This is a genomic window from Dyadobacter sandarakinus (assembly GCF_016894445.1).
GTDB lineage: Bacteria > Bacteroidota > Bacteroidia > Cytophagales > Spirosomataceae > Dyadobacter > Dyadobacter sandarakinus.
The window spans coordinates 5,373,345-5,385,013 of sequence record NZ_CP056775.1; the positions used below are offsets into that span (position 1 = coordinate 5,373,345).

The 11,669-nt window shown below is 45.7% G+C and carries 11 protein-coding genes; 4 read left to right on the top strand and 7 right to left on the bottom strand.

The genetic code is table 11. From position 1 onward, the window contains the following. Window positions 1–38: 38 nt before the first annotated feature. The 4 genes from HWI92_RS22185 to atpA all read right to left on the bottom strand — a co-directional run bounded on the left by HWI92_RS22185 (window position 39) and on the right by atpA (window position 4,024). Window positions 39–566, bottom strand: a complete 528-nt coding sequence (locus HWI92_RS22185; protein ID WP_204659382.1) for a YceI family protein — start codon at window positions 564–566, stop codon at window positions 39–41. Between the two features lie 124 nt (window positions 567–690). Beyond that, on the bottom strand, window positions 691–1,416 hold the full coding sequence (locus HWI92_RS22190) for an outer membrane lipoprotein-sorting protein (protein ID WP_204659384.1): 726 nt from the start codon (window positions 1,414–1,416) through the stop codon (window positions 691–693). A 133-nt stretch (window positions 1,417–1,549) separates the two neighbouring features. Continuing rightward, complete coding sequence (gene atpG, locus HWI92_RS22195; RefSeq protein WP_204659386.1) at window positions 1,550–2,434, bottom strand: ATP synthase F1 subunit gamma; 885 nt, start codon at window positions 2,432–2,434, stop codon at window positions 1,550–1,552. Between the two features lie 12 nt (window positions 2,435–2,446). Next, window positions 2,447–4,024 carry a F0F1 ATP synthase subunit alpha gene (atpA, locus tag HWI92_RS22200; RefSeq protein WP_204659388.1) on the bottom strand — a complete coding sequence of 526 codons (1,578 nt, stop codon included), beginning with the start codon at window positions 4,022–4,024 and terminating at the stop codon, window positions 2,447–2,449. A gap of 286 nt (window positions 4,025–4,310) precedes the next feature. Here atpA and bamJ point away from each other — a divergent pair, with 286 nt between their 5' ends. Beyond that, window positions 4,311–5,069: a BamJ family beta-barrel-assembly machinery protein gene (bamJ, locus tag HWI92_RS22205; protein ID WP_204659390.1), complete on the top strand. Its 759-nt coding sequence runs from the start codon at window positions 4,311–4,313 to the stop codon at window positions 5,067–5,069. A 13-nt stretch (window positions 5,070–5,082) separates the two neighbouring features. Next, complete coding sequence (locus tag HWI92_RS22210; protein WP_204659392.1) at window positions 5,083–7,206, top strand: carboxy terminal-processing peptidase; 2,124 nt, start codon at window positions 5,083–5,085, stop codon at window positions 7,204–7,206. A gap of 46 nt (window positions 7,207–7,252) precedes the next feature. Here the strand turns inward: HWI92_RS22210 and HWI92_RS22215 are convergent, their stop codons facing one another. Together HWI92_RS22215 and HWI92_RS22220 are read right to left on the bottom strand one after the other, a co-directional pair. Then, window positions 7,253–7,486 (bottom strand): hypothetical protein, encoded by a 234-nt coding sequence (locus HWI92_RS22215; RefSeq protein WP_204659394.1) that lies wholly within the window; start codon window positions 7,484–7,486, stop codon window positions 7,253–7,255. 308 nt (window positions 7,487–7,794) lie between these two features. After that, window positions 7,795–8,034, bottom strand: coding sequence for a helix-turn-helix domain-containing protein (locus tag HWI92_RS22220; RefSeq protein WP_204659396.1), 240 nt, complete (start codon window positions 8,032–8,034; stop codon window positions 7,795–7,797). A 173-nt stretch (window positions 8,035–8,207) separates the two neighbouring features. Between HWI92_RS22220 and HWI92_RS22225 the strand changes: the two genes are divergently transcribed. Beyond that, on the top strand, window positions 8,208–9,164 hold the full coding sequence (locus HWI92_RS22225; RefSeq protein WP_204659398.1) for a hypothetical protein: 957 nt from the start codon (window positions 8,208–8,210) through the stop codon (window positions 9,162–9,164). Between the two features lie 21 nt (window positions 9,165–9,185). Then, on the top strand, window positions 9,186–10,166 hold the full coding sequence (locus HWI92_RS22230) for a thioredoxin domain-containing protein (protein ID WP_204659400.1): 981 nt from the start codon (window positions 9,186–9,188) through the stop codon (window positions 10,164–10,166). A gap of 34 nt (window positions 10,167–10,200) precedes the next feature. On the opposite strand, the gene HWI92_RS22235 is transcribed toward HWI92_RS22230, so the two are convergent. Next, the gene (locus HWI92_RS22235; protein ID WP_204659402.1) at window positions 10,201–11,643 is read right to left on the bottom strand and encodes an efflux transporter outer membrane subunit; all 1,443 of its coding nucleotides are present in this window, start codon (window positions 11,641–11,643) and stop codon (window positions 10,201–10,203) included. Between the last annotated feature and the right edge of the window lie 26 nt (window positions 11,644–11,669).

The window sequence follows — 11,669 nt, forward strand, 5'->3', positions numbered from 1 at the left end:
GAAAACATCCGCGCTGTCAGAGGAGCGTTTACGTATATTTATTGTTTTACTACCTGCACGTTGGCGATCAGTTTTACTTCGTCACCTACTACCACGCCGCCGGCCTCAGTTACCGCGCTCCATTCCAGGCCGAATTCCTTCCGGTTAATTTTACCTGCGATCTCAAAACCTGACTTGTTGTTGCCGTAAAAGTCGGTCATGTTACCGCCGTACTCTACATCAAACTCAAATGGTTTGGTGATATGTTTTACTGTCAGGTCGCCTTTCAAAGTATAGGCATCTCCGCTTTTTTTAGCCAGCTTACCTTCAAACGACAGGTGCGGGTACGTAGCAGCGTCAAAAAAGTCGGCTGATTTGAGGTGCTCATCACGTTGGGTCTGATTGGTATCAATGCTTGCCACATCGGCAGCAAACTTCACAGTAGCACCGTCAAAATCTTCATTATCTGCTTCCACAGTTCCCTGAAAGCTTTTGAATGAACCGGTTACGGTTGAAATCACAAGGTGTTTTACCTTAAACTGTATTTCGGAATGCGTGGGGTCAATCGCCCAAGTTGTAGTTGCCATCGTGCTGTAAATTTTTATGTAAATACATTTAATGTATATACATGTAAATTTCTGAATTAGTTTCTTAAATCAAAAAAAATCCCGGAGAAATTTTCTCCGGGAAGTTATATTTTAAATCATCATGTTACTGCGGCATCTGAAAAATACTGTCGTCCACCTTCGGATTTACTTCGAGTGAACTGATCTTAAGCGCCATGGTTGCCCCCGGCATCGCAGAGGTAGTTACTTCGGAAGTAAAGGGGTAGTAAATGCCGTCCACCTGCCGGAAGTCCGACTGCTTGTTTTCAGACATAATATCCTGCCCGTTGATATTGGCCTGCACTACCATTTTGAGAATGTAAAAAGTGTCTTTTGAAATATAGTTGACCCTTTTTACACCACTTTTCAATGTCATTCCTATCTTATAAACCTTTGCTCCCGCAAGGTCCTCTTCTCCGTCCAGTGTCAGTGTATAACCTTTTTGCTTGTAGTTGTACAGGCCGGTCAGATCAGTTTCGGCCACCATGGACTTCGCAGCTTCCTCGGGCAGGGCAGTAGCCTTGGTCTGGCCGGTCATGGGATTGATCGTCCAGCCACCTGTGTTGTTCACAGCCTGCACGATAGTCATACCTTGTATGATGGTTTCACTCCTGAATCCCTTATTGTGAACGATCGTAGTCTGGATGGGCACCTTCATGTTCATCACGTCCATTTCCGCATTGATTTTGACACTTTGCAGCTTGGCAAGCTTATCGGCCCCGCCCATGGCAGCAACATGTTTGCTGACAATTTCATCTATTGTCTGGGCCTGGGTGAATGTAACAGAAGAGAGCAGTAAAAAGAGTAAGGTCAGAAGGCGTGGCCGGATCATGAGGTTGTCTAAGTTGTTTAAAGTTCAACTTGCGTAATGGGTGAATATTGCGGATTTTCCTTTTTTTGGTAAAATAAAAAAAACGAGCAGGAGAGATTCCTGCTCGTTTTGTATGATCTTAAAACTTCAAATATTAGTTTTTCAAAGCTTCCGCTCCACCTACGATTTCAAGGATTTCCTTGGTAATCGCAGCCTGACGCGTACGGTTATAAACCAGTTTGAGGTCTTTCAAAAGCTCCTGCGCATTTTCAGTTGCTTTATCCATAGCTGTCATCCTGGCACCCTGCTCAGAGGCATTTGATTCCAGTACTGCGCGGTACAACTGTATTTTCAACGATTTCGGGATCAGTTCTTCAAGAATCTGTTCCTCACCGGGCTCGAAAATGTAGTTCACTTCCGGACCTTTGGTTTTTGCATCGTTTTGTTCCTGTGCGATCGGCAGGTAAGGATCAGCGTGGATAATCTGAGTAGCAACGTTTTTGAACTCATTGTAAACAACATCCACAGCATCGTAGCGACCGCTGGAGAAATCTCTCATGATTTCTTCTGCCGCCTGCTTCACAGCCACAAAGCTCAGCCTTCCGAAAAGGTCGGCATACGTTGTGTGGACAGTGTATCCGCGGCGTGCGAAAGCTTCTGCACCTTTTTTACCGATTGCAAAGATCTCCACATTCCCTCTGCGGGCCTGTGCGGCATATTTCAGCTCAATCAGCTGCAAGGTTGCTTTCACAATATTGGTATTAAAAGCACCGCAAAGACCGCGATCAGATGTCACGACAACGATGAGCACTTTTTCCACCGCTCTTACTGTTTTCAGAGGACTGTCTGCCGCAGTTTCAGCTCCCGACGAGACTGTTGCAAGCATATCGCCCAGCTTCTGCGCGTAAGGACGCATCTGCAGGATGTTATCCTGCGCCCTGCGCAACTTGGCTGCAGCCACCATTTTCATCGCTTTGGTGATCTGCTGCGTGGAGTTGACAGATACGATCCGGTTACGTACTTCTTTTAAACTTGCCATACGTAACGCAGATTAACGGTATTTGGAAGCAACTTCACGGGCAACTTTATCAATCACGTCGGTTACGCTGTTGTCGAGCTTGCCTGCACGCAGGGCTGCCAGCGTTTCCTTGTGTTGACCTGCCATGACGGTGTTAAAGTCTTTTTCAAATTCTTTCACCTTATTTACATCCACAGTATCCAGCAATCCTTTGGTAGATGCATAAACCGTTGCTACCTGGATCTCAACAGGTACAGGAGCATATTGTGGCTGTTTCAGTACTTCCTGGTTGCGGCGACCCCGGTCAATAGCCAGCTTGGTAGCAGCATCCAGGTCAGATCCGAATTTTGCAAATGCTTCCAGCTCGCGGAACTGCGCCTGATCCAGTTTCAGTGTACCTGAAACCTTTTTCATGGATTTGATCTGTGCATTACCACCCACCCGGGATACCGAAATACCTACGTTGATAGCAGGACGGATACCTGAGTTGAACAGGTTGGATTCCAGGAATATTTGTCCGTCAGTGATTGAAATCACGTTCGTAGGAATATAAGCCGAAACGTCACCTGCCTGTGTCTCGATGATCGGAAGCGCTGTCAGTGAGCCACCACCTTTTACTTTTCCTACCAGTGAAGGAGGAAGGTCGTTCATGGTTGCAGCAATTGCATCGTCATTGATCACCTTCGCAGCTCTTTCCAGCAAGCGGCTGTGCAGGTAAAACACGTCTCCCGGATAAGCCTCACGACCCGGCGGGCGGCGGAGCAGCAGGGAAACTTCGCGGTAGGATACAGCTTGTTTTGAAAGGTCATCATAAATAACCAGGGCAGGGCGGCCGGTGTCACGGAAGTACTCACCGATTGCAGCACCTGTAAATGGCGCATAAAACTGCATTGGAGAAGGATCGGAAGCACCCGCAGCAACGATCACCGTGTAATCCATGGCACCGTACTTGCGAAGCGTTCCTTCAATTCCCTTGATGGTAGAAGCTTTCTGGCCGCAGGCTACGTAAATACAGAAAACCGGCTCACCTTTTTCAAAATACTCTCTCTGATTGATGATCGTATCAATCGCCACGGCAGTTTTACCTGTCTGACGGTCACCGATGATCAGCTCGCGCTGGCCACGGCCGATAGGGATCATTGCATCAATCGCCTTGATACCTGTCTGAAGAGGCTCGGTAACAGGCTGGCGGAAAATCACACCGGGTGCCTTACGCTCGATCGGCATTTCATAAAGATCACCTGTAAGGGGACCATTACCGTCGATCGGCTCAGCCAGTGTGTTTACAACACGACCGATAATTCCGTCACCCACTTTAACAGAGGCGATTTCCTTGGTGCGTTTTACAGTTGCACCTTCTTTAATATCACTGAAGTCCCCAAGCAAAACGGCGCCGACGTTATCCTCTTCAAGGTTCAACGCGAGTGCTTTAAGGCCGTTTTCAAACACAAGCAGCTCACCCGCCTGTACTTGTGAAAGACCGTAAATACGGGCGACACCGTCACCTACCTGAAGGACTGTTCCTACTTCTTCAAGTTCTGCTTCTGATCGAGCGCCTGCAAGTTGTTCGCGCAGGATGGCCGAAACTTCATCCGGTCTGACAGATACCATAGTATAATTAACTTATTTAGAGTATAGTAGTAAGTTTTTCGAAAACTGCCGCAAAGGTAGGGCTTTATTTTGGTTATTGAAGTATAAATTAATTAAAACATACAGCTGAAAATTAGATTTTTCCAAGGTGACGTACCCGCTGGTTTTCGTCCACTCCATACTACCGTTCATGCATTCAGACAAACATTTCTAAAACTTTTTTAGGTAGTAATTGTGTTTTTGTTGTAATTGAATTCGTTAATATCACTTACGTTAAACGAATCAATTAACCGACCATCTCAGTCTAATGTTCACATCAGGAAAAACAATTTTTGCAGCTTTATTCATCGCAGCACTATCAGGACAAAGCATTGCTCAAACTACGAAAAAAACAGTGAAGCCAGCTACTCCGGTGAAAAAAACCGCTACAAGCTCAGCAACTAAAACTGCTCAGGGACCGGCAGTTCTCAAAACCCAGGCTGACTCCCTGTGTGCTGCAATCGGCGTTAGTTTTTCCAATTCGTTAACTTCTCAGGGAATTACAGATATCAATACCGATGTGCTTACCCAAACCATTACAGCGGCGCTTAAAGGGCAGAAGACAGCTTTTAACCCTGAGGATGCCAACCGTTTCATTGCAGGATATTTCCAGAAAATGATGGAGGAAAAAGGTGCCGTAGTACGGGTAGAAGGTGAAAAGTTTTTGGAAGAAAATAAGACGAAGCCTGGTGTGGTGACTACCGAAAGCGGACTGCAGTACCAGGTAATCAAAACCGGTGACGGCCCCAAACCGGCTGCCACGGATAAAGTAAAAACACATTACCACGGAACACTTACCAATGGAACGGTTTTTGACAGTTCGGTAGATCGCGGAGAGCCGGTGGAATTTCCTGTGAATGGTGTGATTAAAGGATGGACCGAAGCATTGCAGCTGATGCCGGTAGGTTCCAAATGGAAGTTGTTTATTCCTTATCAGCTGGCGTACGGCGAGCGGGCAGCAGGACCTCAGATCCCCGCTTATTCAGCCTTGGTTTTTGAGGTCGAACTATTAGAAATCGTTAAATAGCAACGTTCAGCTAATGAAAAAGTACCTAATCACTCTTATACCGGTTGTTTTGCTTGGATGGCAGCGCGGCCCTGTTCACGAACAAGCAGCGCTTCGCCCTGCCGTGGAGGTTTCAATGGATGAGGATATCAAGCCAATACCGGCTCAGTTCAAAGCTGAGGGATTGACTACGCGTATTTTATCAGGCTACCATTACAGAAAGACAAAACTCAATGATTCGCTCTCGGCAGCGATCTTTGATAAGTACATTGATGCCATAGATCATGGCAAGCTGTACTATCTCAGCTCGGATATCAAGGATTTTGACCAGTACAAAAATTCTTTTGACGACTACCTGCTGAACCAGGAGCTGGATGTTCCCTTTCAGATGTACAATGTATTCAGAAAGCGCTACAAAGAGCGCAGTGAGTATATCCAGACGTTGTTGAAAGAGCCCAAGCCATTTGACTTTACAGCAGACGAGTCTATGGATACAGACCGTGAAAAAGCTGCGTGGGCAACCAATACGAACCAGCTTAATGATACCTGGCGCAAGTACCTGAAAAGCGAGGCGCTGGACCTGAAATTGTCAGGTAAAGCGGATACAGCCGTCATCAGTACGCTGCGTGACCGCTACAAAACCCGTGACCGTGCGCTGGGCCGCATTCGTACCGAGCAGGTTTTCCAGATGTTCATGAATGCTTATGCGGAATCCATGGACCCTCACACCAGTTACATGGCGCCTACCTCCGCAGACCGTTTCAAGCAGGAAATGAGTCAGTCACTGGAAGGTATCGGAGCACTTCTGAGGGAAGAGGATAACTACATCAAGATCGTGGAGGTAATTCCAGGTGGTCCTGCATTTAAAGGAAAACAGCTTAAAAAAGAGGACAAGATTGTTGCGGTTGCACAGGGTGACGAAGGGAAAATGGTTGACATTGTCGGCTGGTTTGTGGACGATGCTGTAAAGCTGATCAAAGGCCCGAAATCAACTGTGGTACGCTTGCAGGTCATCTCGGCCGATGCATTGCCCGGAGCAGCTCCGAAAGAGTACCGGCTGGTAAGGGAAAAGATCAAGCTGGAAGAGCAGCGTGCAAAAAGTGAGATTGTATCCATCAATTCGGGTAATAAAGCTTACAAAATCGGGGTGATCGACATTCCCCTGTTTTACCGTGACTTTGAAGGTGCACAGCATCGTGAAAAAGAATTTTCGAGCACTACCCGCGATGTACAAAAGCTGATCGGCGAGTTGCAGCAGGCCAATGTGGACGGAGTGGTGATTGACCTTCGTAATAATGGAGGCGGGTCACTGACCGAGGCGGTATCATTGACAGGATTGTTTATCAACCGCGGTCCGGTGGTTCAGGTAAAAGAGGGCCAGGGCGAGATTGAAGTACAGTCTGATAATGATCCTACCATCGCTTACGACGGACCGATGGCCGTCATGGTGAACCGTTTCAGCGCTTCGGCTTCTGAGATATTTGCCGCAGCTATTCAGGATTATAAAAGAGGCTTGATCGTAGGTGAGCAAACATATGGAAAAGGTACTGTTCAGACTTTGATCGACCTGAACCAGTGGGTGCCGAAAGAAACGGATCAGCTTGGACAGGTTAAACTTACCGTTGCGAAATTCTATCGGATTAATGGAAGCAGTACGCAGCTGAAAGGTGTTGTGCCGGATCTGGAACTTCCTACTGCATTCAAGGTAAATGAGTACGGTGAAGGATCTCAGCCAAGTGCTTTGCCCTGGGATCAGATTGCATCGTCCAAGTACGAGCTGACCAACAAAGTCAATCCAAAGATTATTGAGCAGGTAAAAGATAAGTACAGCCAGCGTCTGAAAACTGACGGAGAACTGAAAACACTGGTTAAAACCCTGGCTGAATTTAAGGAAGCCAGAGAAAACAAGGTTGTTTCGTTACAGGAATCGAAGCGGAAAGCAGAGCGGGATGAGGCAGAAAAGAAAAGAGCTGCCATGAAGCAGATTGGTGAAGACAATGTGACCGGCGAAGACGATGAGGAAGAAACAACTGCTTCGCAAACGCCGAAAGAGGTGAAGAAGAAACAGGATATCTACCTTACAGAAACAGGCCGTATGCTGGTTGACTACATCATAGTCGCCAAAGAGCCAAGCCTGGCAGGTGCCAAGAAAAAGTAAGACAAGGTTCATTATCAAAGGCCGCTTCGGAAGAAGCGGCCTTTTTTTATTCATTTACCTGATCCAGTTTCTCGTTTACGCGTTTTATTTCTTTTAAAACCAAACGCATCAGTGCGGCATCCCGCTGCCTTACGAATAATTGTGCTACCAGGGAGTCAAGCGTCTTAATGCTGTCTGAGGGAAAGTATGCCGCATCTTTGTGCATATTCAGATCAATGTAGGACCATTCCTGCCGGATATCCAGCATAGTACTGCCGGCCTGATCGTAATTATTGGACATACATTCCTGTCGCAGGTTATGAAATAAGATATTCAACCTGATATGATTTTTTACATTCCGCGCATCGGTCGATACACAACTCTTTTTAGTACCCGGGACCCGTATAATGAACAAAGCTGCTAATAATAAAATGAGGCACACAAAAAGGCTTATTTGTGGCTTTGATGGCATAGTGTGAATTTTTATTAAGCAGAAAATGAATGGTGAGAACAGTATGCCAATATCTAAAAAAGGCTAAGATAGGTAGCACACTATTGATCAGGCGCCGGAGACGAATGAGCAGAAGGTGATTGATGCCTGTTTGAAAGTCATTCCTGATCATTGCTTTTTTTGTCTATGTATTTTTCATAGAATGTCTCCAACTCGGATGATGTGGCAAAGCCAAGATAATTGGCTATCCTCTCTGCTGTATCAATACCTATTTGTATCTGTCCATTCTCAATTTTACTCACGGATTGTTGTCTTACATTCAGCAGCTGGGCAATCTCGATCTGTTTGATTCCTTTCATCATTCTAATTGCCCTGATTTTTTCATTGAATCCTGACATACAGCTATATACGGTTAAGTGTGCGGGTATTAGCCTGCAAAATATGATAATTCAAGTCCACAGCCAAGTTGTAAAATACAACCTCCTCAGGGGTATAGTACAACTGTTATTTTTTTGTGATGAATGCAGGAATAGGTCTCTTTGTGTCATCGGACTGACTAATTTATTTCTACATGATGACGCACTTTCTTGGGATTAGCAGTGTCTTCCCCACTCGTTTTGTCCAGGCCTGTATAATACTTGCAGTACTGAGCTGTCAAAAAGATGTACTGGCGCCGGAAACTGGTTTGATAAGCCAGGCAGTCGGTAAAATTGAAACCGAGTATGTAGCCGGCCAGGAGAAAATAGAGGTTGGCGGTAATGAGGAGGTTGAAACCTTTGCTACGGCCGAGGTCATCAACGAGGTACGAACTCGATTACAAGCTTACCAGAAAAATTTTGAGACCCGGTATAAAGTCACCAGAAATTTGTCTGAAGGATACCCCGTAGGTGTGATACCGGCAGTTGACGCTTGTCCTGCGGGTACAGAAAAGGTTAAGTTCTTTATGGATAATCAGGATGGTGGAAGTTCTTCAAGGTCTGGCTGGACAGGTGCCTGGACCGTTGATCAGAATGGTAACAGCTGGCATACACTATGTGTCGTATATGGCGGCGTATTTAGATTTATGATTTTGAATAAGCCTACCGAGTACCTGTTGGTGAGATTTGGAAATAATAAGAGCCTCTACATGGAGCCAAGAGTATGGAATGTATACATGGACAATGAGGACAAGAATAATAAGAATGCCTTGGCTGAGGGGGATTTGAGTCCAAGCTTTATTAACAGCAAAGGGACAAACTTGCAATTTTGGGCGATATCAGGAAATACCACGCCGGGGCCAAACCAGGATGCGCAATTTCCGGATCTTGGTTTCAGCTATGGTGTTTTTGGAACATTCTCCGCTCCGGTCATCGCAGGTGGCAGCGGCACATTGAAAACAGATGATGAAAATAACAATAATGCCAATCAACTATATTCCGTTGACTGGAATACCAATGCGGTGACAAACGCAAGTTACGTACAAGGTTTTGGCGTGGACAGGACTAATGATCCAGGTAATACGACTTTTAATATCAGACGGGTACGATAGCATTATACTTGAAATACCATTATGAAGCGTACCTGTATAAACTTTGTTTTAATATTTCAGCTATTTTTTCTAAGCTGTAAAAGGTCGGCAGAGATTGTTGCAGAAGCAGGTGGGCAGAAAGTTTATCTTGATGAAGTTGATAATCTGGTAGGTAATTCATTGCATGAATATCTCTCAGCTATTTACGAAACGCGTGCAATCGCGGCTGACGAAATTATTAATATGAAGTTACTTCAGCTTGAAGCCCAAGCGCGAAACATTTCAGTAGATTCCCTTCTAGCGGCCGAAACAAGGAAGCTCGCAGAAACAACTACTCTAAAACAGTACATAGCAGACAATTCATTACAAGCTGGTGTAGTGGATGAAGCAAATCCATTCGTGCTACTTCCGCTGCATAGTACCGAAGGCAAGAGAATACTGAAAAACAGTTATGAAAAGCATTTAAAAATTCAGTTTCTCGGAGCATTGAGGGATAAACATGGTGTAAAGTTTCTGCTGAAAAAACCTGTCAGTCCGAAGGTTGATTTAAGGGGTATTCAAGTTTACACCCGGGGTAATGTAAACAGCAAAAATACGATCACAATAGTTTCTAATTTTAATTGTGCTGTTTGTCGTCGCAAAGCACCGGATTTCAAAATGCTATATGAACGCTATAGAGACTCATTTCGATTTAATACTATCTTATTGTCGTCATCGGTTACTCTGCCGGTACTGCTTGCAACATGTGCAGCAAAACAAAACAAGTTTTGGCAAACCTATGATCTGTTATATGACAGTGCCATTGCAGATAGTCTGGATCTTATAGAACGCTCCCGGCAATGGGGGTTGAATGATGATTGCTTGTTGTGTCTGAAATCCGGTGAGGTGAAATCAGCTATAACAGACAATATGAATAAGCTTCGTGCATTGGGACTCAATGCTACTCCCACTATTATCATTAACGATCACATTTACTATGGCTCGCTGGACGATGAAGCCATCAGGCGCTTCATGAAAGATTAATGAAGCACCTGATTTACAATCATCTGTAACCAAATTATTCCCAGCCACCACCCAGCGAACGGTAGAGTTCGATCAATGCCAGAAACTGATCGCGGCGGGCATTGGTGAGGGTCAGCTCTGCATCCAGAACACTGCGCTGTGCGGTAATTACTTCCAGGTAATTGGCATATCCTCCTATAAAAAGGTCCCGGGAAACCGAAACGGCTCCCTGCAGTACGGCTACTTCCTGTGTTTTAAAATTGCCGATCTTTCTGCTGTTTTCCAGCTTTTTCAGTCCGGTACTTATTTCCTGAAATGCATTCAATACGGTTTTATTATAACCATAATATGCTTCCAGGCTGGCTGCTTCTGCACGTTTTTGTCCTGCTTTCAATGCTCTTCGATTGACCAGCGGAGCGGTTAGACCACCCAGTGCACTGTACGCGACAGAGCCCGGATTAAACAACAAATTGCTTTTAAATGCATTGAGACCAATAAACGCGGTAATATTGAGCGAGGGAAGAAAAGCAAGGCGGGCTGCCTGTTGTTCCGAGTAAGCTGCCTGCAGATTCCACTGGGCTTCCTGTACATCAGGTCTTCTTCGCAGCATCGCTGCCGGGAACCCGGCCTGAATACCATCCGGAAGAACAAGGTTTTGAATAGGTGTTCTTTCAACAGCCTGTGGAAAACGCCCCAGCATTAAGTTAAGCCTGTTTTCATTTTCAATGATCTTCTGGTGTATCTCTACTTCCATGCTTCGGGTATTAAGCAGCTGAGCATCAAACTGGCGAACAGCCAGCTCCGTAGCCCGCCCGGCCTCTTTCTGTATTCTTACGGTTTGAGAGGCAGAGTCCTGCAAAGCCAGGTTCCGGTGAATAATTTCAAGTTCGGAATCCAATGCAGTCAGCTCATAATAGCTGTTGGCAATCTCGGCCACAAGTCCTGTAATCACCGCCTGACGTCCCTTTTCGGTGCTGAGCAGCCTGTTATAAGCAGCACGTTTCTGGGTTTTTAGTTTTCCCCATATATCCACTTCCCAGCCACTTCTGAGCCCTACAAAATAGTCGGGCAGGAATGGAGCGGGAAGGCGCCGGTCATTATCCAAGTTTTCCGAAAAATTGGTGTCGTAATTTCCTACCCCGTCCATCGTATAATCCCCGAACTTCCTGCCGCCACCGGAAATGTCAGCACCTACCACGGGTAACATTGCACCATGAGCCGCCCACACGCCTGAACGTGCCATCTCTATACGTTGGGCTGCGATTTTTAAATCCAGGTTGTGGTGAAGGGCCGTGTCTATCAATGCTACCAGGCGCACGTCTTTAAAAAACGTTTTCCAGGGAATATCTGCAATACTCGCAGTGTCTGTCTGGCCTGTAAATGTTTCGGGGGTTTTCAGACGGGCTTGTTGCTGTACGGGCTTTGTAAGCTTACAGCCTGATACTATGGCAATCAGCCCCGCACTGATCAGCCAATAGAATTTTTTATATGTTTTCATTCGTGTAAAATCAAGGTAAAAGTGCA

Coding starts and splice junctions, on each gene's coding strand:
- HWI92_RS22185 (WP_204659382.1), bottom strand. CDS start 566: ATGGCAACTACAACTTGGGCGATTGACCCCACGCATTCCGAAATACAG.
- HWI92_RS22190 (WP_204659384.1), bottom strand. CDS start 1,416: ATGATCCGGCCACGCCTTCTGACCTTACTCTTTTTACTGCTCTCTTCT.
- atpG (WP_204659386.1), bottom strand. CDS start 2,434: ATGGCAAGTTTAAAAGAAGTACGTAACCGGATCGTATCTGTCAACTCC.
- atpA (WP_204659388.1), bottom strand. CDS start 4,024: ATGGTATCTGTCAGACCGGATGAAGTTTCGGCCATCCTGCGCGAACAA.
- bamJ (WP_204659390.1), top strand. CDS start 4,311: ATGTTCACATCAGGAAAAACAATTTTTGCAGCTTTATTCATCGCAGCA.
- HWI92_RS22210 (WP_204659392.1), top strand. CDS start 5,083: ATGAAAAAGTACCTAATCACTCTTATACCGGTTGTTTTGCTTGGATGG.
- HWI92_RS22215 (WP_204659394.1), bottom strand. CDS start 7,486: ATGTCCAATAATTACGATCAGGCCGGCAGTACTATGCTGGATATCCGG.
- HWI92_RS22220 (WP_204659396.1), bottom strand. CDS start 8,034: ATGTCAGGATTCAATGAAAAAATCAGGGCAATTAGAATGATGAAAGGA.
- HWI92_RS22225 (WP_204659398.1), top strand. CDS start 8,208: ATGATGACGCACTTTCTTGGGATTAGCAGTGTCTTCCCCACTCGTTTT.
- HWI92_RS22230 (WP_204659400.1), top strand. CDS start 9,186: ATGAAGCGTACCTGTATAAACTTTGTTTTAATATTTCAGCTATTTTTT.
- HWI92_RS22235 (WP_204659402.1), bottom strand. CDS start 11,643: ATGAAAACATATAAAAAATTCTATTGGCTGATCAGTGCGGGGCTGATT.